This window comes from Saccharopolyspora oryzae, from assembly GCF_027853915.1.
Lineage (GTDB): Bacteria > Actinomycetota > Actinomycetes > Mycobacteriales > Pseudonocardiaceae > Saccharopolyspora > Saccharopolyspora oryzae.
The window spans coordinates 197,933-220,066 of sequence record NZ_JAQGLA010000002.1 but is presented as its reverse complement, the minus strand read 5'-3'; the positions used below and the strand labels follow the sequence as shown (position 1 = coordinate 220,066).

Genomic DNA, 22,134 nt, shown 5'->3' with positions numbered 1-22,134 from the left:
GGGAGCGGCATTGGGCGCGGACTGGTCGATCTACGTGCGCGACCGTGCGCTGCGGCGCGTGGCGCAGGTCAGCGACTTCCGCTCGTTCGAAGCGGTCCTGAAGTTCAACGACATCGGCAAGTGGACGATGGAGATCGACGAGCGGGTGCCGGAAGCGATCCCGCTCACCACACCGGGTTTCGGTATCCAGGTCATCTCCAACGTTACCGGCAACACCCTGTTCACCGGGCCGATCGAGGGCCGTGAATTCACCCACGACGTGAACAAGAAGACGATCCGGTTGGAGGGCGTCGACGACAACGCCCTGCTGTCGTGGCGGCTGGGGCACCCGGTTCCGACGGCCAGCCAGCCTCCGTACAGCTCGCAGGAGAACCACGTGGTCACCGGCACCTGCTCGACGGTGCTGCGCACCTACGTGAACGCCAACCTCGGTCCCGGCGCGAACTCCGAGCGCCGCATGGACAACGTGGTTCTGCAGGCAGCAGACCCGCTGATCGGCAAGACGGTCACCGGCAAGCTGCGCTGGCAGAACCTGCTGACCGCGCTGCAGGACCTCGCGGTGTCCGGTGGCGGGCTGGGGTTCCGATGCGTGCAGGTCGACGACCAGATCGAGTTCCAGGTGTACGAGCCCGTCGACCGCACCGAGACCGTGAAGTTCGGCGAGGAGCTGGGCAATCTGATGGGCTACCAGTTCCGGTCGGTGGCCCCGGAAACCACCTACGTCTACGCCGGGGGCCAGGGGGAGGGCACCGCCCGCAAGATCAAGGAAGGGCAGAACTCCGGGGAGCGCATCACCTGGGGCCGCCGGGAGGAGTTCGTCGACCGCCGCGACACCAGCGACGACAAGGAACTCGATCAGAAGATCACCGAGACGCTGGAAGATAAGGGCGAGTCCGGCGAGCTGTCCATCACCCCGATCGACACCGAGGGCTGCGCGTTCGACGTGCACTACAAGCTCGGCGACAAGGTCACCGCGATCCTGTCCAGCCCCGGCCCCACCGACACGCTGATCAGCCAGCAGCAGGCCGACTCGCTGTACCTGGGCCGCAAGTTCGAGGGCGGGCACATCCAGGAGGTCGTCCGCGAGGTCAAGGTGTCGATGACGGCGGACAAGCAGCGGATCGAGCCGAAGATCGGCACCCCGAACAAGCAAGACATCTTCCGACTGTTCCGCGAGTTCCGCCGCCTGGCGGCGCGGGTGAACAACCTGGAGCGACGCTGATGGCCGTTTCCCTGGACGACTTCGCACCGTTCGACGCCGGATCCGGTGCGGACGTGGCCGAGGCCGAGTGGCGCAAGATGATGGGCCACACCCGCGACGACGGTGTGATCGCACGCCGCACCGCCCCGGTCGACGGTGAAAGCCCCAATGAGCTGGAGATCTACGCCAACTCCACCGGCATGAACGTCAAGGCCAAACCTGGCGAGGTGTGGATCCAGGGCCACTGGGGCGAATGCACCTTCGAGAAGACGCTGGCCATCACCGCCGCGAACCCCACCAACCCGCGCATCGACCGGGTGGTGGCGCGCGCGGACTTCGTGAACAACCGGGTGGAGCTGGACGTGCTCACCGGCACGCCGAGCACCAGCCCGGTCGCGCCGTCGATGGCGCAGAATTCGTCGATCTGGGAAATCCCGATGGCGCAGGTGCGCGTCGACGCCGGGGTGACCACGATCGCCGCGAACAAGGTCACCGACGAGCGGCGTCGCCGCGGTGTCGGGGTGTTCAACCACTTCGACCCGCCGCTGTACTACGAGGGCAGCACCTTTGGGTCGCTCAACGAGAACGTGGTGAACCTTGGCAGCGGCAGCGCGAAGTACTGCCGGTGGTTCATCGTCGGCAAGATCCTGCAGGTCCGCTACGACTTCCGGTGGGGCCCCACCGAATCCGAATGGTTCGGCGGCACCGGGCGCATCTTCACCAAGCTGCCCGCCGGCCTGAAGGCCGCACCTACCGGCGACCACCGCCTGCCCGCGCACCTGTGGACCCATTCCCGCGACCCGAAGGGCACGGGGGCCTTCACCGACCGGGACTGGCTGGGCACCGCCCTGGTGCCGTGGGCCAGCGAGCGGGTCTTTCCGTTCTTCCCGCTTTCCGAGTCCAACTGCCGCATCACCTGGATGCGCATCGACCACGAGGTGTCCAGCTCGCCAGCCGTGCCCGACGTCGGTGGGCTGGATGCCTTCCCCGAGGGCGGCTCACTGGTGATCAGCGGAACCCTGGAGGTGCAGTAGTGGCCACCACCCTCGACGTCTATGCCCCGTTCGATGCTGGGCCGGGGGCGAACGTCATGGAGTCGACCTGGCGCGGGTTCGCCAAGTACATGCTGGAGACCGGCATCATCCGCAACGGCGACGACCACTTCAAGGTCATCGCCGATTCCACCGGCATGCAGGTCAAGGTCGGTACCGGGCACTGCTGGATTCAAGGGCACTGGGGTGAGAACGCTGCCCAGAAGACCCTGCCGATCGTCGCGTCCGACCCCACCAACCCGCGCGATGACCTGGTGGTGCTGCGCGCGGACTTCGTGAACAACCAGATCGTGCTCGACGTCAAGACCGGTACCCCAGCGGCCAGCCCCACCGAACCGGCGCTGACGCAGTCGACGTCGTTGTGGGAGATCAGGCTGGCGCGGGTGCGGGTGGCCGCCAATGCCGTGACCATCACCGCGGCCAACGTCACCGACCGGCGGGAGCGCTACACCTCCAACGAGTACGGGCCTGGGGCGCTGATTGCGGAGGTCATCCCGACAGCGAGCACGACATCGATCGTGTTCGACAACATCCCGCAGACGTTCCGGCACCTGCAGATCGTGGCGTCGGTGCTGTCGTCGAACACCACGGCCAACCAGGCGATCTGGTGCCGTTTCAACGACATCGCGACCGCCTCCTATGACCTGCAGTGGACCAGCGCCCGCGCGGCGTCCGTGACTGCCGGTGAGATCGACGGTGCCACGCGAGTGGAGGTCGGGCACGCCTCGTCGAACGACTCCGGTGGGGACGTCAACCTCAGCTCCAGCGAGTGCCTGATCCCCAACTACAGCCGGACGCAGCGGCACAACACCCTGTCGCGCTCCAGCTTCACGACCCCCGGCGGCGGGACTCTGACGTGCTGGTCCTCGGCCGGGTGGCTCTGGGGCTCCAGCAGCCCCATCGCGAAGATCACGCTGACTCTCGCTGACGGGAGCAGCTTCAAGGTCGGTTCCCAAGTCAGCCTCTACGGGCTCGGCTGATCGAAAGGACGTTGCCCCGTGGACGTGATCGAGGTCGACTGCACCACCGGCGACCGGCACTGCCGCCCCCTGACCAACGACGAGCAGGCGCAGCGCAATACCGATGTGGCTGCGGCAGAAGCCGAAGCACAGCAGTTCGCGGACGAGGCCGCCGCGCGCGCGACGACGCTCACCAAGGTCGCCGCCGCAGCCGGCGTGAGCATCGCCGAGCTTCGCACCGCGCTGGGAGTGCCGCATGAGTGAAGACGGCGTCACCATCTCCTTCGCCGAGATGTACGGCGAGGTCCGCCAAACCCACGACGAGGTGCGGGAAATGCGCGCTGAGCTGCGCGCCATCACCGACCACGAAACTCGAATCCGTTCGCTCGAAAGGAAAATCTGGCTCGCCTGCGGCTGCGCGGCGGGCGTGAGCGCCGGACTCGCCGAAGCCATCCGGCTGATCGCAGGAGGTTGAATGCGCGGCATCGACGTCGCCAGCCATCAGGGCTACCCGAACTGGGGCGCGGTGAAGAACTCCGACGTCCACTACGCCTACATCAAGGCCAGCGAAGGCGCGAACTACGTCAGCACCCACGTCGACCGGCAGTGGGCCGAGGCGACCGGTGCGGGCATCGTGCGCGGGCTCTACCACTTCGCCCGCCCGGACCTCAACGGCCCGGAAGGCGAGGCCGAGCTGTTCGCGCGGATGGTCAACGCCAAGGGCGCGAAGGGCCCCGGGTTCCTGCCGCCGTGTCTGGACATCGAGGTCGGCGGCGGTCACCTGGGCTGGTGGGTGCAGCGGTTCATCACCCGGCTGCGCCAGCTGATCGGCGACCACAAGGTGATCGTGTACGCGGGCGGTTCGTTCTACCGCAACCAGGTCGGCGACGCCGCCTTGCCGCCCAACACCGTCGCGTGGGTCGCGCACTACAACGGTGCGCCGGGCAACTCGCCGTATCTGACGCCGCGGACCGTGATGCACCAGTACTCGGAATCGGGCCGTGTAAACGGCGTCGCGGGCAACGTCGACCTGAACTGGGCAACCCGCCCGCTCAGCGAAATCACCGGCGGGGGAACGGTTCCGTCGCCACCGGCACAAGGAGATGATGACTTGACGCCAGAGCAGGACACGATGCTGCGGCAGGTGCTGCACGAGCTGCTGGGCCCGCGCGGACCGCAGGGCCAGATTCAGGGCTGGGGCACCGAGAACGGGCCGCGCACGGTCGTGGCCATGCTGGTCGACATCGTCAACACCCTCGACGACGTCCGCGGGGCCCGCGCCGAAGCCGCCTCCGCCAACGCTCGCGCGGCTGACCTGCAGGGCCGGGTCGCCGAGGTCATCCAGAAGATCGAGGCCGGCCAGCACGCCGACGCCGCTGCGGTGAAGTCCGCCCTGGTGGCGGCGCTGGCGGAGAACCTGGTGCGCGTCGACGTCACCGTCAGCGGCCAGGAACCCGACGCCGCCTGACTCCCGGACTGCCCGTCCCCGGTCCAGGGCTCCTGGGGGCGGGCACCTTCTTCACAACTGGAGAACGTGCATGCTCAGCCTGAATCTGGCGCGGTCGCTCGCCGAACGCGCGCTGAATGCCGCACTGGTGGTGTTCATCGGTGCGGTGTCCGGCGACGCGCTGGACCTCTTCCAACTCGACTGGCCACAGGTCGGCAAAGCCGTGCTTGGTGCCGCCGTCCTCGAGGCCGCTCGCGGTCTGCTCGCCGCGACCGGAATGGTCGGGGACAAGGGGTCGGCGGCGACATTCAGGGAGTAGGCCGACCAACACATTCCGCGTTCCTACGTTCGAACTGTCCCGTGCCGTAGCCCCAGGCCTTTCGCTGAAACGTTGGTAGTGCAAGTGGTAGTGCAAGTGGTAGGGCAAGAGGCCTGTTTGCGCTACCGGTACGATCAGCACTGCCGCTGAACGACCTTCAGTGGTGAACGTGGGCATTGCTCCGCCCTTACCGCTGTGCACCGCAAGTAATTTGGCAGCGAGTGCTAAGGAGGAGCTGAATGCCCGCGAAGCGTGGGAAGAAGCCCGGGCCGACACGACCGTGGTGGGATGGTCGGCCCGGACTACTTGCAGTGGTGGCGCAAGCCGTCCTGTTCGCGATCAAGGTCGCGTGGGACATCGTGAACCGCTACCACCGGTAGTTAGGAGTCGTCCGGTTGGTCAACCAGCCGGACGGCTTCCCTCCCGTTGGAACGCCCCTAGTCAAGTGATAAACCGCGTAGGCGCGCTCCGGTTGACTACGATAGCTCAAATTACCTGTTTTAATGTCGTTAGAGCCCCATCAACTGGTTTACCAGCTAACTGGTATTCTGATCGGCTTTCAATCATGATTCGATCATGACTGAATCATGACTCGATCAGGACGTACCCCAGCTAGCGCGGCTCTGGGAGTGGCCACCGATGCCCGTCCGGTTCGTCGACCCAGACGGTCTGGTGGTCGGCAGTGACCGTGAGGCCGAGGCGTTCCCAACCCGGGTGGCGGAGACCCGCCCATGCCGTGTAGGCGTTCTCGACGGCGTCCCAGAGGTTGCGGTCGCCGCCTTGCCGTACGCGGCGGGGCTTGCCGTCCACACGCAGGTCGACCTCACACCAGCTGCCATCGACGTCGACCAGGTGAGTCCCGTCCGGCCTGCCCAGCGTCGAATCCATGGTCACGCCGAACGTCGCGCCTGCCTGCACCGTGCCGTCGAGATGGAGCATGAACCAGGGGACCAGATCGTCGAACCACGGCGTGCCCTCGATCAGGGTTGTTCGCTCCCGGACCTCGCCGGCTGAGCGCTCCTGCTGTGCGGGCGGATCGAGGGTCGCGGCGGGCTCCGGGCGCAGCGACATGAAGCTCCCCCAGCGGTTGACGAACCTTCCCTCAAGGCGATCAGGCAACCGGCGCAGCAGGACCAGGTTGCCCGCGTTCATGCCGAGCTTGAGATCGGCAAGCAGCAGGCCGTAAGTCCGCAGCTGCTCGAACCACGTGAGCGGGATGTGCGGCACCGAGCAGGTCGCGATGATGCGGTCGAACGGCGCGTGATCGGGCATGCCGTCGGCCCCGTTCATAGCTCGTAGGGTTGGCTTGTACCCAGTCTCAGCGAGTCGCTGTCGGGCAAGCTCCACCAGCTCGGGTTCGACGTCGACGCTGAACACGTGCGCATCGCCGAGTCGCGCGGACAACAGTGCCGCGTTGTACCCGGTCCCGGTGCCGATCTCCAGGACATCGTGGCCGTCGTGCACGTCCAGCCAGTCCAGCATTCGCAGCATCAGCGTCGGCGTGGTCGATGACGAGGTGGGCTGGCCATCGGTGACGTGGGTGACCAGCGTCTTCAACGAATAGGTGGCTTCCAGTAGCTGTTGACGGCGGGAGACCTTGCGCCACTGGTTGCCCTGCTGTTCGTAGAACTCCGGCACCAGCACGTGGCGGGGGACCGCTCCGACCGCAGCCCGCCACTCGGCGGACAGCGGCACGCCGGCCTTCTCGATGTCGTCGGCGAGTGCCGCGGCACGTGCAGTCCAGTCTTCGCTGGTGGTCGTCACGATGCGCTCCCGGTGGCGAGTAGGTCGGCGAGAGAGTCAGTGATGGGCACGGCCGCGGGCTCTTCCAGCCACCCATACTGGCCGCCGGGGTTGCACTCCAGGAACACCCACCGGTCATCCGGGGTAACGACGAAGTCGAACGCGCCGTACACCAGACCCATGGCGCTGAGATATCGGTGCACCCCGTCGGCGACCTCGGCGGGCGTGTCGATCTGTTCATAGCGTAGGGCGTCGTAGTCGGTGCGCCAGTCCACTTTCGACGATGCGCTGCCCGCGTGGATGGCTACCGAAAACAGCCGGTCGCCAACGGCGGTCAGCCGCACCTCGTACGCCTTCGGCACCCAGTCCTGCAGCTGGTGGGCGGTCGTCTCAACGCCCCGCAGGTCGGCTAGGTCGTCCTCGCCGAGGCGATGCGTGTGCGCTACGCGGCGCACGTCGCGGCCGTCGACGTGCTCGATCAGGCTGGTGCCGCCGAAGAGCTTGCGGACCGTCCCGGTGCCCGATGCTGCGGCAAACTCGCGGACACCGGTCTGCTCGTTCGATACCAGAGTCCGCGGCACCTCCAGGCCGCACCGGGCTGCGGTGACCAGCTGCAACGGCTTGTAGGCGGCGTCGGCGGCCCGCGCCGGATGGTTCACCCACAGCACGTCGATGCTCGCGAGTACGCCGCCGAGCCCGAGTTTCGCCTCGACGAAGGCGACGCGGCGTTCCTCGGCGGTCAGCCCGTCCGGGAACTGGAAAGCGGTAGGTGCGCGGTACCAGATGCTGTGGATGTCCTCGAGGTTGATGGTGTGGGCGGGGGTGTGCAGGTGCCCGGCCCAGTGGCTGCCGCGCAGCTCAGCGGTGAAGCTGAGCTGCGCGGGGAACCACCCGAGGTCGACGCGGAACACGTCAACGCTGCGACGCTGCAACGCGCGCACCATGTAGTCGGCGCTCACGTCGCTTTCCTCGGTGAGGATCAGAACACTCATACCGGAGACGGGTCCTCCGGCGCGTAGTCGTTGTTCCAGTCCTCAGAGCTGGGCCCATCTTCACCATCCACCGAGGAGGTCGTGTTCGCCGTCGGCGGGCCGGCCCGCAGTCCGTCGATCAGCGGCGCGCCGTCGCGGTCGACGTTCATCTGCAGCTCGTGGGAGTACTCGCCGAGTACCCCGCTGCAGGTGCCGTTGGCCGAACGGACGTTGCTCAGCGCCCAAGGGCGCGCGCCGACCTCCGACGGTTCTTCACCTTCCGGAGGTGCCGATGCCGGTCGCGTCAGCGGGAACTGGCCACTGATCGAGGCCATTGGATCGCTGGTCATCTGAGCCAACTGCGATCTCCTTCCTGATTTCGTCGTGCCCGTGGCCGGACACGTCCTGCGATCGCCCCGAAGGGTTCTTAGCGGGGCGTGGTGACCCGCGCCCGGTGCTGGTCGGGGGGGGATCAACAACACCGGGCGCGGGAGCCTTCAGAGATGGATGGCGTGCCGGATCGCGTACTTGACGCAGCCCTCACAGCCTTCGCGTGGCCAGGGCTCGTAGCCGTCGTCGGCGACGACCACCAGCAGTCCGCACAACGTCATCGCGAGCGCGCCAGGCCTGCGGGCGTGTACCAGGCGCGACCCCGGTTCCACCCACGTCTTATGGGCAGTGGTCTGGATCGGACGACGGATCACAGATAGACCCGGACCCTGCGGCGTTCCCGCTCCCTGCGGGCCCGCCAGACACGTGCCCACTCCTTGATCCTCTTGCACCATCGCCAGCGTCTCCACACGTCGTCCCTCCCGCGTTTTTGCTGGCGGCACTCCCGGAAAGGTCGGGGAATCTTCCTGGAAGTGCCGCCGTTAAGTAGCTTCGGGGCTACAGAACGTGGGCGATAGGGTTTGGCTGTTCACAGGTGTTCACAGCTGGAGTCGAAGGAATGCTTGCCGGTTCAGATCTGCGTGCTAAGCGGGAGGCGGCGGGCCTGAGCCTGAGCAGGATGGCTCAGCGGACCCATTTCGCCCGCTCGTACCTGAGCATGATCGAAACCGGTAAGCGGCCGGTCGCCGACGACGTGGTCGCAGCGTACGAGCAGGTGCTCGGGGTGCCCCTGGCGTTGAACCCGGGTGACCCGCTGCGCGTTGCGCACGAGTGGCTGGTCAACGACTCCCCAGTGGCAGTGCATACGCGGTCCGGACGCAAGGTGAGCGAATCGCTGGCCAGCGAACTGGAACAGCGAGTGATCGAGCTGCGGCACCTCGACGATGTGGTCAGCTGCCGTGACTTGTTGCCAGCGATCACCAAGGAGCTAGGCGAGGCTGAGCAACTGGTTAGCACCGCCAGTTTCAAGGAACCCGTTGGGCGGCGGCTGTTCGTCGCCGTCGGCGAACTGTCGCAGCTTGCAGGGTGGGTCGCGAGCGACGCTGGCGAATACGCGCGGGCGCAACGGTTTTACATGTCGGGAGTCGGTGCAGCGCGTGAAGCGCGCGACCGGGTCCTTGGAAGTCAGCTCCTGTCGAGTCTCAGCTACCAGATTGCCAACATCGGCGACCCGGCCGAAGCGGCGTTGCTCGCCCGGACTGCGGTCATGGGAGCCGAAAGCGCTACTCCGGCTGTTCGCGCACTGCTGCTGGAGCGGGTGGCGTGGGCATCGGCGCGAGCCCGAGAGACCGACGCGACATGGCGCGCGCTCGACGCGGTCGACGACTCCTTTGAACAGCGCGGCGACGGCGAACCGGAATGGGTTTACTGGCTCAACCGCAACGAGATCGACGTGATGGCGGGGCGCTGCATGATCGAGCTGGGCCGGCCGAACGACGCCGAGCCGCTGCTGGCCAACGCCATCGCCAACTACCCGCCGGAGCACGCCCGTGAAGTCGCGCTCTACCTGACGTGGCTCGCCGAGTCGCATGCGCGGGCAGGTGACCTTGATGCCGCGCGCCAGGCCATCCAGCGTGCGCGAAGCTACGCCGAAACCGTGTCGTCTGCCCGAACTGATCTGCGACTCGAAGCGGTGCAGCGGCTCGTGTGATGGCACCACCCCACAAGGAGAAGCGCCCGGTCCGAGTGGACCGGGCGCTTTCGTTTTCAGAGGCTCATCTCCTCGCCTGCGGGGCACCGGGGCATCCCCCGCTCCAGCCACTTGGCGGTGGTGCGGACGGTGTAGCCGCAGTGCCCGCAGGTCAGCTTGAGCATCCGGGTGCCCTGCTTGCGTGGACCCGAGTGGACCTTGGGGGGAAGCGGCCCGCCCGCGGGCACTGGGGTGGGGGCGGCGACCGGAACCGGGTGCAGCGCGCCGTGCGGGTAGTCGCCGAGGGTTTCGGCCAGGCACATGAACTCGGCGGCCAGTTCGACCGAGGCGGTGGTGGCGGTCATCCGGCCTTCCAGGCCCAGGCGGGTGGCGGCCTCGGCGAACTTGCCCTTGTGACCGGAGTCGTTGTTGTCGGCGGCGTGGATCAGCTCGTGCAGCAGGGTGGCCAGGACCTGACCGGTGTCGGCGATCTCCGGGCTGATGAAGATGTGGTTCACGCCGTCGTCGGAGGCTTCGCGCTTCCAGCACTGGCCCAGGATCTTGGCCGACTCGCGCTTCGCGCCGTAGCCGAAACCGACGCTGACGTGCACGCGCTCGGGAAGCGGGAGGCCGACCTCGGTGAAGCGGGGACGCAGGGCCTCGATCGCGTCTTCCAGCCAGAGTTCGCGGGTCCGAAGGTTTCCGTTCGCTGTGGTCATTGCACTCGCCCCCAGAAGTCCAATGATGGGATGACCGGATGTATGCATATAGCTTGACCTGCGATTTTCATGAACACAAGACGTTTAAACGAAGTCGGGACTTAAGGCCCGGTCGGTGCCGGATGGCGATCAGTCGAAACTATGTTCTAAGCTGCGGTCGCGCGGTTCGCGCACCATCGGCCGCCCACTGCACACCGACCGGGGCGGGGCGATGGGGGAGCCCCGGGAGAGTCGTGCAAGGGGAAGTTGCACTGCTCAGCCCGGGGCTTCATCGCGTTGCTAGCTCGTCGTGCACGACACGACGGCGTACTGCCCGCTGCTGGAGTTCTCGACGGCGACCTTGCCGTTGATCGTGATCCGGCATCCGATCGCGCCGGCGCCCGCGGTGTGCTGCGCGTTGATCGTCACGGGCCGGATCGCCGCCTTCTCGAACTCGATGGTCTTCGACCAGGGCAGGTCCACGCCGGTCTCCTGGGCGATCGAGAAGTTCGAGTCCGAGCTGTAGGTGACCATGCCCGTACCCGACCCGGTGATCTCGAACACGATGCTGTCCGTGCCCGTGAAGTCCGGGATCGCCGGGTAGCTCGGCGGCGTGTAAACGTACGGCGTCGCGGGCTGCGGGCTGGCTGCCCGGCTGTCCGCTGCTGCTGGGGCTGAACTCGGCGCAGAAGTGGGGCCCCTGCCGCCAGCGATACCTGCGATCACGCCGGCGGCGAGCAGGCCGATGGCGGGCAGCACGATGAAGTTGCGGACGCGGTGCTTCTTCTTGTTCATGGGACTGTCCCTTCGTGCTCTTAGTGCAGTAGGCCCATCCCATCCCATGTATGTCCCATGATCTTCATAAATGTGCTGGTCAGAAGCATGGGGCCGGGATTACGAGGTGATCCTGGTCGACGACGGCAGCACCGACCGGACGCTGCGCGAGGCCCGTCGGCTGGCGGCGGCGAACCCGCGTTTCCGCTACGTGTCGCTGAGCCGCAACTTCGGGAAGGAATCGGCGATGCTGTGCGGATTGCGGCACGCGCGCGGCGATCGCATCGCGCTGCTGGACGCCGACCTGCAGCACCCGCCCGAGTTGCTGCGCCGGATGCTGCCGCTGCTGGACTCCGGTTACGACCAGGTCGTCGCCCGCCGGAGCAGGAGCGGGGAGCGGCGTTGGCGGTCGACGCTGGCCAGGGCGTACTACCGGGCGGTTCGTCGCTTCGCCGGGGTCCGGTTGCTGGACGGTGCGGGTGATTTCCGGGTGCTGTCGCGGCGTGCGGCGGACGCGGTGCTGTCGTTGCCCGAGCACCACCGGTTCTCCAAGGGGCTGTTCTCCTGGATCGGTTTCGACACCGCCTACGTGTCCTTCCGGGGCGTGCCGAGGCGCGATGGTCGGTCGAAGTGGACGTTCGGCGCGCTGCTCGAGCACGGCATCGACGGGCTGACCTCGTTCAACGCCAAACCGCTGCGGATGTCGATCTACCTGGGGGCGCTGGTGGTGCTCGCGTCGGCCGCGTGGGTGGTGCGCGCGGCTTTCGAGACCATTGTGGACGGTTCAGTGCTGCCGGTGGACGAAGCGCTGCTGGTCGGGCTGGCCGGAATGGGCGGCCTGCAGCTGTGCTTCCTCGGGGTGCTCGGGGAGTACCTGGGGCGGAGCTACTTCGAGACCAAGTGCCGGCCGCACTACCTGATCAAGGAACGCAGCCCGGAACTGGGCACGGACGTCGTGGCGCGCCGGTTGCGCCCCGCTGAGCTGGTGTCGTGATGCGGTGCGGGACGCAGCTCGGGCGGTTCGCGCTGGTCGGCGGGGCGAACACGACCGTGCACTGCGCGGTCTACTTCACCCTGTTCGCGCTGGTGCCGTACTTGCTGGCGCACGTGGTCGCGACCGCGGTGGCCACGCTGTGCTCCTACCTGCTCAACTGCCGGTTCACCTTCGGGGTCCCGGTCGGGGCCCGCACCTTCGTGCTGTTCCCGCTGGCGAACCTGGTGCTCATCGGGTTGAGCACGGTGGCGGTGGCCGTTGCGGTCGCGGTGGGCGTCGACCCGGTGCTGGCGCCGTTCGTCGGGGGTGCCGCAGTGCTGCCTGCGACGTTCTTCGCCAGCCGTGCGGTGCTGACCGCGCGGCGCGGGCCGGCTTCCGGCGGTGGTGCGGGTTTCGGCGACTGGCCCGCGGCTGCCGGGGTTGGCGCGTTGGTCGCGGTGCTGAGCCAGATCCCGCTGCTGGTGAACCCGTCGTTCTACTTCTGGGACGACAGCGCGGCGCAGTTCCTGCCGATGTGGCACCGGTTGGGGGAGCGGCTGCTGGCCGGTGAGTGGCCGCTGGCGCTGGACCTCGACTCGTGGATGGGCGGGAACCTGGCCGCCGAGGCGCTGTTCGGGATTTGGAACCCGGTGCACCTGCTGGACTTCCTGCTGGTGGTGTGGATCGGTGATCTCGCGGTCGCCGCCGCGGTGGTGAAGACGCAGTTCCTCGTCGTCCTCGGTGTCGGCACCTTCGTGCTGTGCCGGAGCCACGGTGCGACGCGGGGGATCGCCTCGGTGCTCGGCGCAGCGCTGCCGGTGTCCGGGTTCGTGCTGTTCTTCCAGGCCAGTTCGTGGGCGGGCGGGCTCATGGGCTTCGCCTGGTTGCCGTGGGCGTGGTGGGCGCTGCGCACCGACCGGGTGCCACCGGTCGTGGCCTGGCTGCTGTGCTTCCTCTGCGTCTCGGCCGGTGACCCCTACAGCGTGCTGGCGCTGTGCTTGGTCTTCGCCGGGCTGCTGGTCGAGCGAGCCGGGGACCGGTTGCGGCTGGTGCTGCTCGGCGTGGCGGTGGGCGCCGCGTTGCCGCTGGTCTACGGCCCGGTGCTGGCGGCGTCGGCGGTGGGGTGGCGGTCCGGGTACGAGTTCTTCAACATCGGTCAGCTGGTGCCGGGCATCGGTGATCTGCTCAACGCGAGCCTGCCTTCCTTCCTCCCGCAGATCTCCACGTTCGGCACGTTCCGGATGTCGGTGCCCGCGACCTACTTCGCCTGGTTCGCGGTCCCGTTGCTGGCCTGGCTGGATTGGCGCGCCATCCGGTGGCGGAGCTGCGCTGTCGTGCTCGCGGGCTGCTACTTCCTGCTCTGCCTGGGGCCGTCGAACCTGTGGATGTTCCGCTGGCCGCTGCGCAACGTCGTGGTGCTGCACCTGGCCGTCGCCGTCCTGCTCGCCGTTCTGCTGTCCCGAGGTCTGCGCACCGACCGGTTCAAGGTGCGGTTGGCCTGTTCCGCTGCATCGTTGCTGGTCGGCGGGTACCTGGCGGTCGCCGCGTGGCCTGCGCAGGCGCCGAAGCACCTGGTGTCCCTGGTCGTGGTCGGTGGCCTGCTCCTGCTGGCGTTGCGCACTCGGATGCTCGTCGCGGTGCTGCACTTGGGCACGGTGTGCGTGCTGGCGCTGCAAATGGCGTGGTTCCCGGCCAATCGCGACGTCGCGGCGTACAACTTCCCCGCAGATGTGCGGGAATTGCGCGCGCATTTCGCCCCGTTCGGTGACGGCACCGTGGTGCAGGTCGCCGATCGCGGCTTGGTTCCACCCGAGCAGATCGCATCGCGGCAGGCGTGGTCGCAACTGCTGTTCGGCAACATGCCGGCGGCGGCCGGCACGGCGAATCTGGTGTCCTACACGGGAATCGGGTACGACGCACTGCACACCGAGCTCTGCCTGGGCTACTTCGGCGCCACTTGTCCGCGCGCCTACGACCGGCTGTGGGGACCGGACGGGTTGGCCGACCAGCTGCGCGTCGAGCACGTCGTGGTGCAGCGCCGGTTGCGCGAGGTTTCGGTGCCGCCTGACGGGTGGCGCGTCGCACGACGGGACCCCGAAGTCGTCGTGCTCAGCCGGAACGCGCCCGTCCCGTGGCCGAACGGTCGGGTGAGCTCGGCACGCGATGTGCGGGTGCTCGATGACGTGGTGCAGGGGCAGACCCGGGAGACCGTGCGCTTCGCAGGTGCGGGGGAGCGGTCGGAGCTGGTGTTCGCCCGCCTCGCCTGGCCCGGTTATCGCGCCGAGGTGGACGGTCGTCCGGTTCCGGTCGGGCAGACCGGTGCCGGGCTGCTCAGGGTGAACGTCCCGAACGCGTCCAGCGGTGTGCTCGTGCTGTCCTGGAGCCCACCCGGTTTCGCCTGGTACGTCGTGCTGATCTGCGCCGGAGCGGCGCTGGCCGCGGTGCTTTCCGCGCCACCGCTGGCACGGAGGTGGGGGCGATGAGAGCGGTCGTCCTCGTCGTGGTGGCGCTTCTCCTGGTGCTCGCCGCGCCGGTCGCTGCCGATCCGCAGCGCTCGCACATGCAGGTCGTGGCGCACCCGGACGACGACATCCTGTTCATGAACCCGGATCTGGCGGTGTCGGTGCGTTCCGGGGCCGAGGTGACGACGGTGTTCCTGACGGCGGGCGAGAGCGACGTGCAGCCGGCCGCGCAGTACGCCGCGAATCGTCGCGCCGGGACCCGTGCCGCGTTCGCGGCCATGGCAGGGGTCGTCGACGACTGGCGGGTCACTGCGCTCCGGATCGGCGGTGGGGAAGTCGAGATGCACGCGTTGCGCGCCCGGCCGGGAATCCGGTTGATCTTCCTGAACTTGCCCGACGACAACGATCCGCAGGCCACCGGTGGCAAGCACGCGCTCACCCGGCTTTGGCGGGACCCGACCGCTCGGGTCGCCACGCTGCGGCCGGACGGCTCTCCGGTGGCGGTGGTGGAGCACGACCGGGCCTCGATCATCGGGCTGCTGGCCGATCTCCTCCGGCAGGTCGAGCCCACCATCGTCCGCACCCACGATCCCGAACCCGATCCCCGGAACCAGCCGCAGTGGGGAGAGCACCACAACCACCCGGACCACGTGATGACCGCGCGATTCGCCGAGACCGCGATGCGCAGCGCCGCGTTTCAAGCGCATCTCGTGCACTACCGCGACTACGACATCGCCGATGCGCCGCCGAACCTGCCGCCGGAGGTCGTGGCGGACAAGCGGGCGATCTTCGAGCACTACGCCCGGCACGACCCGGTGGTCAGCCTCGACGAGCCGTACGCGACTTGGCTGCGGAGCATGAGGCAGCGCTGGCCGTGGGGCCCGAACTGGATCGTGACCGACAGCAGCGGTCGGGAAGTGCACGTCTTCGTGCGCGGTGACCGGTTGATCGAGGGATCCGGATCCGCGGAGTCGGTGGTGGCTACCCCGGGATTCGTACCGCGTTCGGCGGTTCTCGTGGACGCGGGCACGATCGTCGCGCAGGACCGCTACACCGGCGAGATCTTCCTGCGGGAGAAGGGGAATCCGTGGCGCGCGCTAGGTGCGCCGCGTGCAGGCGAGCAGGTGACGCACGTCGGGGCACCGGCAGCCGCTGCTGTTCCCGGCGGTCGAACCGTGGTCGCTGCGAAGAATCCCTCGGGTGGGGTGAGCATCCGCTTCGCCGACGCACCGGCGTGGACCGATCTCGGTGGGACCGGTGTCCGCGACGGCGTCTCGGTGCTCGTGACGGGGGCAGGGGAAGTGCACGTGCTGGCTGCGGCGGACGTGGGATTGCTGCATTGGAGGCTGACCGCGTCCGGGCAGGCGGAGCTGGTCTCGTCGCCGTCGGCGCACCGCCCGGCCGGGGCGGTAGCGGTGGCGCGCGGGCAGTTCGCGTTCGCCGCGTTTCGCGAGGTGGGGACCGGGGATCTGGTGGTGCTGGGGGAGCAAGCCGGGTGGGCCGTGGTCCGCCGGGTCGAGGCCTCGGCCACTTCCGACCCGGCGTTGGCGGCGGGGAATCCGCCGGTCCTCGCGGCCCGCAACGCCGATGGTTTCGTCGAGGTCTTCGACGAGACCCGGACTGCCGTGCTCGGACCGGCGGTCGGTGATCCGTCCTTCACCCCGGACGGCCGTTTCGTGGCCGCGCTGGGCGACGACGGCCGGATGCACGTGAGCCCGCGCCCCCCGAAGGGGACGCGGGCTCATCGATCAGTGCGATCAGGCCGCGGGAACGGTCTGCGCCGCCGCGCTCAGCTTGCGCGCCTCGCCCGGGTCGGACGGGTCCTTGACCTTCAGGCTCAGCAGCGCCACCAGGATGTAGAGCACGCTGAAGGCGATCGCCACACCACCGCCGCCGACCAGCGGGAACAGGATGGTGACCACGACCGGGCCGACGAACGCGGCGCCACCGGCACCGAGGTTCAGGATGGCCAGGGCCGCGCCCTTGTCCTTGGGGGAGACCATCGACGGCATCAGCGCCGACAGCGGGACGAACCCGGCCAGCAGGATGCCGTAGACGACGCCGAAGGTGGCCGTCACCGCGAAGCTCTGGGTGCTCACCGCGGTGAAGTACCAGAGCGGGGTCGCGATGGCGCAGCCCACGCAGCCGAACCAGGTGATCGTGCGCCGCCAGCCGAAGCGGTCGGCGAAGACCCCGAAGAACAGGTTCGCGGCGATGTTGGCGCCGTAACTGATCGAGGCGAGGGTCGCCACCTCCGAGGAGGTGAGGAATCCGCCGCCCGGCGTGGCCGGCCCCAGCACGAACGGGAACATCGCGAAGAAGCCGTACTGCGGCGCGGTGTTGACGATGCGGATCAGGCCACCGGCCAGGGTGCGGCGGTCGCGCCACAGGATGTCGACGCCCTCGGCCAGCCGCTTGAGGCTGCGCGGGTTCTCGACGGTCTCGTCGGCGATCGGCAGCAGGCCGTGCTTCTCGCGGACCGCGAAGCTACCGATGAGCACACCGGCGGTGACCACGACCAGCGACAGCACCAGGGTGCCGTGCTGGTCCAAGCCGAAGACGCCCATCGCGACCGCGGCCAGCGCCGCGCCCAGGGTCGGCAGACCACCGGTGAAGGCGAACCAGAACCAGCCGGCGACCGAGCCGCGCATCTTGACCGGGCTGGCGATCTGCACCCACACCAGGAACGCGAAGGCGAACAGCGGGTAGGCGAAGCCGCGGAGGCCGTAGGTGGCGACGATCAGCGTTCCGTTGTGCGAGGGCAGCGCCACGAACAGGAACAGCAGCTCGAACACGACCCACCAGGCGCCACCGAGCCACATCACCCGGCGCGGGCCCCAGATCGCGGAAAGCGTCCCGGAGAACCAGGAGGCGATCATCGCCGCGACGCCGTAGATGGTGACCGTGGCGAAAGCGGCAGTCGACCCGGGCAGTCCGCCGCCCTCGGGCTGCTGGAGGTAGTCCGAGAGGAAGGTGGTCTCCACGCCGTCGCCGATCATGAAGATCAGCACGGCGACGAAGCCCCAGAACAGGGGCTTGGGAATGCCGATGCGGTCGAGTCTGCTGGCCGGGCGGTTCGCCTCGGCCTCCGCTGCGGTCTGTTGGGACATCACTGTCTCCAAGGAGTGGAAGTTCTCGGCGCACGCTCACAGCGGGCCGGTCTACGAGTGCTGGCTATCATGCACCTCGTTCATATTAACGCGCAAGACGTTAATTTAAACGATATCTACCGCGGCTCCGGGTGGGCGGCGCAGTCGATCACTCCACGGGAGCGAGCCGGACGTCGGTCTGCTCGCGCATCTCCTCGACCAGGGTGGGGTCCAGCTCGCCGGCCAGCAGGACGTGGTCGAAGGCGCTGACCGGGGCGAACTGGTGCAGCGCCGAGCGGGCCACCTTGCTGGCGTCCATCATCAGCACCTTGGTCGTGGCGCTGGCCAGCATCGCCCGCTTGACCAGCACGATCTCCTGCTCCTGGTGGAAGGTGAGCCGCGCGTTCATCGCCGAGGTGGACAGGAACACGATGTCCACCGAGAAGGCGTTGATCATCTCCTGGCAGGGCAGGCCCAGGTAGGAGTCGTGGGTTCGGGAGTACTCGCCGCCCAGGCCGATCAGCCGGATGTCGGGCACGTCGCGCAGCGTCTCCTGCACCTGCCGGTAGTTGCTGACCACGGTCAGCGGGCCGACGTCGGGCAGCAGCCTGGCCAGCGCGAGCGCGGTGGTCGAGTCGTCCAGCATCACCGACATGCCGGGGGTGATGAACTGCAGCGCGTCCCTGGCCAGGGCTTCCTTCTCCGCGGTGTGGGTGTGCAGGCGGAAGTCCGAGCTGCTCTCGAACACCGTGGACGGTTGGGCGGAGACCCCGCCGTGGTACTTGCGCAGCAGGCCCCGGGTGACCAGGTCGTCGAGGTCGCGGTGCACGGTCATCAGGCTGACCCCGGTCAGCTCGGACAGCTCCGCGGCGCTCGCGAAACCCTGCGCGACCACGTGGTCGATGATCTTCTGCTGCCGCAGGATTCGGGGGGACTGCTTCTTCGGTGCGGACGCCATGCGGTCATCTTGCCCCGCGCGGGGGCCTGTTCGGGAGGTGACGCCGAACTATCAATCAAAGGGTGACAATTAACGTTGGTCATGTTAATTTGAGCCGTACCAGTGTTTGGCGGGAGGTTTGAGATGACCCAGTCCGAGGGGCCGAACGGCGTCCACCGCGCGGTCGTGTTCGACATGGACGGCGTCCTGGTCGAGAGCGAACACCTCTGGGAGCGGATGTGGGCCAAGTTCGCCGCCGCTCGCGGCAAGACCTGGACGGTGGCGCAGACCCGGCAGGTCCAGGGCATGAGCGCCCCCGAGTGGTCGGCGTTCCTCGCCGAGTTCGCCGAGGCGACCGAATCCGCCGAGGCCACCGAGAAGATCGTGGTCGACGACATGATCGCCGCGCTCGACGGCGGTGAGATCGAGCTGCTGCCGGGTTCGGCCCGGATGGTCGAGGAGTCCGCTGCCCGGGCCCCGATCGCGCTCGCCTCCTCCGCGCCGCGCCGCCTGATCGACGCCGTGCTGGACCGCCACGGCCTGGTCAAGCACTTCAGCGCCACGGTGTCCAGCGCCGAGGTGCCCAAGGGCAAGCCCAGTCCGGACGTCTACCTGGCGGCCGCCGAGAAGCTCGGCCAGGACCCGAAGCAGTGCCTGGCGGTCGAGGACTCCAGCAACGGCCTGCGCGCGGCCGCGGCCGCCGGGATGACCGTGGTGGCCATCCCCAACGCCGACTACCCCCCGGCCGAGGATGCGCTGGCCGGTGCCAGCTACGTCGCCTCGGACCTCGACGACGTCCGGCAGCGCCTGGTGGGCTCGCTGCCGGAGCCGGTCGGCAGCTGACCCCCCGTTCCTCCCGTCCGCGCCGCCCCGCTCCTGGGCAGGTAGAACGGTTCTGATCACGCAGAATCGGGGCAGCGCAGCAAGACAGCCTTTGTGACAAAGGAGTCCTCCATGACCAGCGTTCTGGCCGCAGGCGACCACTTCGTCGCCCCCGAGGTGTTCGTCGACGCCCTCCGCGACAGCGCGGGTGCGCACGACCTGCAGTTCAGCACCCTGAAGCTGCCGTGGCCGGTGGAGCCGTTCGGCCCGGTCGGCAACGTGCTCGAGGCCAGCGGAACCGAGCAGCAGCTGCTCGACGCGTTGGGCGACGCGGAGATCGTGGCCACCCAGATGGCGCCGTTCACCTCCGACGTGCTGGCCGCCGCCCCGAACCTGAAGTTCGTCGGCGTCTGCCGCGGCGGGCCGGTGAACGTCGACCTGCAGGCCGCCACCGACAACGGTGTGATCGTCAGCTACGCGCCGGGCCGCAACGCCGCCGCGGCCGCCGAGTTCGCGGTCGGGTTGACCCTCGCCGCGCTGCGCCGCATCCCCGGTTCCGACGCGGAGCTGAAGTCGGGCAACTGGCGCGGTGACTACTACGCCTACGAGAACGCCGGCATCGAGCTCGAGGGCGCCACCGTCGGTCTCGTCGGCTACGGCGCGATCGGCAAGATCGTGGCCCGCGTGCTCAAGGCCTTCGGCTCGCACGTGCTGGTCTCCGACCCGTTCGTCAAGACCGAGGACGCCGCGCGCGACGGCGTCGAGCTGGTCGAGCTCGACGACCTGCTGCGCCGCAGCTCGGTGGTCAGCCTGCACGCGCGGCTGACCCCGGAGACCAAGAACCTGCTCAACGCCGACAACCTCAAGCTGCTGCCGGAAGGCGCGGTGCTGATCAACTCCGCGCGCGGTGGCCTGCTGGACTACGCGCCGCTGCCGGAGCTGCTGAAGTCCGGTCGGCTCGGCGCGCTGGCCGTCGACGTCTACGACATCGAGCCGCCGCCCCGCGACTGGCCGCTGTTCGACGCGCCGAACGTCATCACCACCCCGCACCTGGCCGGTGCCACCCGCCAGACCGCGCACCGAGCCGCGCAGATCGTGGCCGGCGAGGTCGCGCTGTACCTCGAGGGCAAGCGCCCGCGCTTCGTGGCCAACCCGGACGTGCTGGCGAAGTTCGAGGGTCTGCAGCCATGATCATCGGGGTTGACGTCGGAACGTCCGTGACCAAGGCGTCGCTGCTCAACCGCAACGGAACCGCCCTGGTCACGCACAGCATGCGCAGCACCCTCAACCGGCTGCCGGGCGGCCGGGTCGAGCAGGACCTCGACGAGGTCATCGGTTCGGTGGTCCGCGTGGTGCGCGAGGTCGCTGCGGTCGCCGAGAGCACCGGCGAAGTGGTCGAAGCGCTGGCCATCACCGGCCAGGGCGATGGCCTCTGGCTGCGCGACCACCAGGGCCAGCAGGTCGGCCCGGCGATCTCGTGGCTGGACGCCCGCGCGGCCGGTGTCCTGGACAGCTGGGGCGAATCCGGTGTGCAGCGGAAGGTCTTCGAGCTCACCGGGTCGGGGATGTTCCCCGGTTCGGCGGGGCCGCTGCTGGCGCACCTCGCCGAGCACGCCCCGGAGCGCCTGGAGCGGGCCGCCGTCGCCGGATACTGCGTCGACGCGATCGTGCAGCGCTTCACCGGTGAGATCACCGTGGACGCCTCCGATGCTTCGCTGCCGTTCCTGGACGTGAAGGAGCGCGCCTACTCGCAGGCCGCGCTGGAGGCGTGCGGGATCGCCGAGCACCGGCGGCTGCTGGCCGAGCCCGCACCGCGCAACAAGCTGTTCGCGCTGGACGGCAAGGCGGCCAAGGAACTCGGTCTGCCTGCGGGACTTCCGGTGTCGGCGGGTCCGTTCGACCTGCCCGCCTGCGCGTTCGGTTCCGGCGTCAGCAATGTCGGTGACGGCAGCCTGGTGATCGGCACGACGCTGGGTTGCCAGGTGCTGCGCGACGACGTCGCCATCGACCCGCACGGCGAGGCCGCGGGCATGTGGCTGGCGACCCCGCTGGAGCAGCGCTACCTGCGGGTGATGCCGGCGATGGTCGGCACCGCCAACCTGGACTGGGTGCTGGCCATGGTGGGCGCCGGGGTGGACCAGCTGGAGACGTTGCTCGCCAGCAGCAAGCCCGGTGCCGGCGGTGTTTCGGCGCTGTCGTTCCTGTCCACCTCGGGCGAGCGGGCGCCGTTCGTGGCCCCGCACGCGCGCGGCCAGTTCACCGGGCTGTCGCTGGACACCGCGCAGGCGGACCTGGTCCGCGCGATGTGCGAGGCGGTGGCCTACGCGGCCCGGCACAACCTGGAATCCGCTGGTCTGACCGGTGAGGTCTCGGCCTGCGGTGGTGGGGCGCGTTCGGCGGCGTGGAGCCAGATCTTCGCCGACGTGCTCGGCCGTCCGCTGCACGTGCCCTACGAGGAAGGCGTGGGCGCGCGCGGCGCGGCCATGACCGCGTGGGACTCGCTGGGCGAGCCGGTGGACCGCGAGCTGTGGGCCCAGGGGCGGCGTACCGTGCAGCCGCACCCGAACGCGGTGGAGTTCTACGAACGCGGCTACCGCGAGTACCTGGTTTCGATCGACCGCGCCCGCCCGCACTGGGGCGCGAGCTCCTGACTGCTGCTTGAGGAGA

Annotated in this window: 22 protein-coding genes and 1 pseudogene; 15 read left to right on the top strand and 8 right to left on the bottom strand. The window is 68.6% G+C overall.

Features of this window, described 5'->3' with window-relative positions:
* Window positions 1–10 precede the first annotated feature (10 nt).
* The 8 genes from OU415_RS02295 to OU415_RS02260 all read left to right on the top strand — a co-directional run bounded on the left by OU415_RS02295 (window position 11) and on the right by OU415_RS02260 (window position 5,358).
* Window positions 11–1,222 carry a Gp37-like protein gene (locus OU415_RS02295; protein ID WP_270946810.1) on the top strand — a complete coding sequence of 404 codons (1,212 nt, stop codon included), beginning with the start codon at window positions 11–13 and terminating at the stop codon, window positions 1,220–1,222.
* Window positions 1,222–2,235, top strand: coding sequence for a hypothetical protein (locus OU415_RS02290; RefSeq protein ID WP_270946809.1), 1,014 nt, complete (start codon window positions 1,222–1,224; stop codon window positions 2,233–2,235). Before OU415_RS02295 ends, OU415_RS02290 begins: the two co-directional genes overlap by 1 nt.
* Window positions 2,235–3,233 carry a hypothetical protein gene (locus OU415_RS02285; protein WP_270946808.1) on the top strand — a complete coding sequence of 333 codons (999 nt, stop codon included), beginning with the start codon at window positions 2,235–2,237 and terminating at the stop codon, window positions 3,231–3,233. The genes OU415_RS02290 and OU415_RS02285 overlap by 1 nt, the downstream gene beginning before the upstream one ends.
* 18 nt (window positions 3,234–3,251) lie before the next feature.
* On the top strand, window positions 3,252–3,476 hold the full coding sequence (locus tag OU415_RS02280; RefSeq protein ID WP_270946807.1) for a hypothetical protein: 225 nt from the start codon (window positions 3,252–3,254) through the stop codon (window positions 3,474–3,476).
* On the top strand, window positions 3,469–3,687 hold the full coding sequence (locus OU415_RS02275) for a hypothetical protein (RefSeq protein ID WP_270946806.1): 219 nt from the start codon (window positions 3,469–3,471) through the stop codon (window positions 3,685–3,687). The genes OU415_RS02280 and OU415_RS02275 overlap by 8 nt, the downstream gene beginning before the upstream one ends.
* Window positions 3,688–4,680 (top strand): glycoside hydrolase family 25 protein, encoded by a 993-nt coding sequence (locus OU415_RS02270; RefSeq protein ID WP_270946805.1) that lies wholly within the window; start codon window positions 3,688–3,690, stop codon window positions 4,678–4,680.
* 70 nt (window positions 4,681–4,750) lie between these two features.
* Window positions 4,751–4,978, top strand: coding sequence for a hypothetical protein (locus OU415_RS02265; protein ID WP_270946804.1), 228 nt, complete (start codon window positions 4,751–4,753; stop codon window positions 4,976–4,978).
* Window positions 4,979–5,217: 239 nt separating this feature from the next.
* On the top strand, window positions 5,218–5,358 hold the full coding sequence (locus OU415_RS02260; RefSeq protein ID WP_270946803.1) for a hypothetical protein: 141 nt from the start codon (window positions 5,218–5,220) through the stop codon (window positions 5,356–5,358).
* A gap of 232 nt (window positions 5,359–5,590) precedes the next feature.
* Here the strand turns inward: OU415_RS02260 and OU415_RS02255 are convergent, their stop codons facing one another.
* From OU415_RS02255 to OU415_RS02245, 3 genes are read right to left on the bottom strand one after another with little or no spacing between them, the layout of a single operon-like run.
* Window positions 5,591–6,742: a methyltransferase domain-containing protein gene (locus OU415_RS02255; protein ID WP_270946802.1), complete on the bottom strand. Its 1,152-nt coding sequence runs from the start codon at window positions 6,740–6,742 to the stop codon at window positions 5,591–5,593.
* Window positions 6,739–7,713, bottom strand: coding sequence for an ATP-grasp ribosomal peptide maturase (gene tgmB, locus OU415_RS02250; protein ID WP_270946801.1), 975 nt, complete (start codon window positions 7,711–7,713; stop codon window positions 6,739–6,741). The genes OU415_RS02255 and tgmB overlap by 4 nt, the downstream gene beginning before the upstream one ends.
* The gene (locus OU415_RS02245) at window positions 7,710–8,042 is read right to left on the bottom strand and encodes a hypothetical protein (protein ID WP_270946800.1); all 333 of its coding nucleotides are present in this window, start codon (window positions 8,040–8,042) and stop codon (window positions 7,710–7,712) included. Before OU415_RS02245 ends, tgmB begins: the two co-directional genes overlap by 4 nt.
* 599 nt (window positions 8,043–8,641) lie before the next feature.
* Between OU415_RS02245 and OU415_RS02240 the strand changes: the two genes are divergently transcribed.
* Window positions 8,642–9,733, top strand: coding sequence for a helix-turn-helix domain-containing protein (locus tag OU415_RS02240; protein ID WP_270946799.1), 1,092 nt, complete (start codon window positions 8,642–8,644; stop codon window positions 9,731–9,733).
* Between the two features lie 56 nt (window positions 9,734–9,789).
* On the opposite strand, the gene OU415_RS02235 is transcribed toward OU415_RS02240, so the two are convergent.
* Window positions 9,790–10,431 (bottom strand): SprT-like domain-containing protein, encoded by a 642-nt coding sequence (locus OU415_RS02235; protein ID WP_270946798.1) that lies wholly within the window; start codon window positions 10,429–10,431, stop codon window positions 9,790–9,792.
* A gap of 279 nt (window positions 10,432–10,710) precedes the next feature.
* Complete coding sequence (locus OU415_RS02230) at window positions 10,711–11,205, bottom strand: MmpS family transport accessory protein (RefSeq protein ID WP_270946797.1); 495 nt, start codon at window positions 11,203–11,205, stop codon at window positions 10,711–10,713.
* A 70-nt stretch (window positions 11,206–11,275) separates the two neighbouring features.
* Here OU415_RS02230 and OU415_RS02225 point away from each other — a divergent pair, with 70 nt between their 5' ends.
* The 3 genes and pseudogenes from OU415_RS02225 to OU415_RS38285 form a co-directional block, all read left to right on the top strand.
* Window positions 11,276–12,178 (top strand): glycosyltransferase family 2 protein, encoded by a 903-nt coding sequence (locus tag OU415_RS02225; protein ID WP_270946796.1) that lies wholly within the window; start codon window positions 11,276–11,278, stop codon window positions 12,176–12,178.
* Complete coding sequence (locus OU415_RS02220) at window positions 12,178–14,640, top strand: GtrA family protein (protein WP_270946795.1); 2,463 nt, start codon at window positions 12,178–12,180, stop codon at window positions 14,638–14,640. The genes OU415_RS02225 and OU415_RS02220 overlap by 1 nt, the downstream gene beginning before the upstream one ends.
* Window positions 14,637–15,239 (top strand): annotated as a pseudogene (locus OU415_RS38285) (PIG-L family deacetylase); the annotation flags it as partial. The gene OU415_RS02220 and the pseudogene OU415_RS38285, both read left to right, overlap by 4 nt.
* A 477-nt stretch (window positions 15,240–15,716) precedes the next feature.
* Here the strand turns inward: OU415_RS38285 and OU415_RS02215 are convergent.
* From OU415_RS02215 to OU415_RS02205, 3 genes are all read right to left on the bottom strand, one after another.
* Window positions 15,717–16,328 carry a hypothetical protein gene (locus OU415_RS02215; protein WP_270946794.1) on the bottom strand — a complete coding sequence of 204 codons (612 nt, stop codon included), beginning with the start codon at window positions 16,326–16,328 and terminating at the stop codon, window positions 15,717–15,719.
* A 48-nt stretch (window positions 16,329–16,376) separates the two neighbouring features.
* Complete coding sequence (locus tag OU415_RS02210; protein ID WP_270946793.1) at window positions 16,377–17,729, bottom strand: MFS transporter; 1,353 nt, start codon at window positions 17,727–17,729, stop codon at window positions 16,377–16,379.
* Window positions 17,730–17,877: 148 nt separating this feature from the next.
* The gene (locus OU415_RS02205; protein WP_270946792.1) at window positions 17,878–18,666 is read right to left on the bottom strand and encodes a DeoR/GlpR family DNA-binding transcription regulator; all 789 of its coding nucleotides are present in this window, start codon (window positions 18,664–18,666) and stop codon (window positions 17,878–17,880) included.
* Between the two features lie 123 nt (window positions 18,667–18,789).
* On the opposite strand from OU415_RS02205, the gene OU415_RS02200 reads away from it, so the two are divergent.
* The 3 genes from OU415_RS02200 (at window position 18,790) to OU415_RS02190 (ending at window position 22,118) form a co-directional block, all read left to right on the top strand.
* Window positions 18,790–19,488 carry an HAD family hydrolase gene (locus tag OU415_RS02200; protein ID WP_270946791.1) on the top strand — a complete coding sequence of 233 codons (699 nt, stop codon included), beginning with the start codon at window positions 18,790–18,792 and terminating at the stop codon, window positions 19,486–19,488.
* A gap of 111 nt (window positions 19,489–19,599) precedes the next feature.
* Window positions 19,600–20,658, top strand: coding sequence for a 2-hydroxyacid dehydrogenase (locus OU415_RS02195; protein WP_270946790.1), 1,059 nt, complete (start codon window positions 19,600–19,602; stop codon window positions 20,656–20,658).
* Window positions 20,655–22,118: an FGGY-family carbohydrate kinase gene (locus OU415_RS02190; protein WP_270946789.1), complete on the top strand. Its 1,464-nt coding sequence runs from the start codon at window positions 20,655–20,657 to the stop codon at window positions 22,116–22,118. The genes OU415_RS02195 and OU415_RS02190 overlap by 4 nt, the downstream gene beginning before the upstream one ends.
* Window positions 22,119–22,134 lie beyond the last annotated feature (16 nt).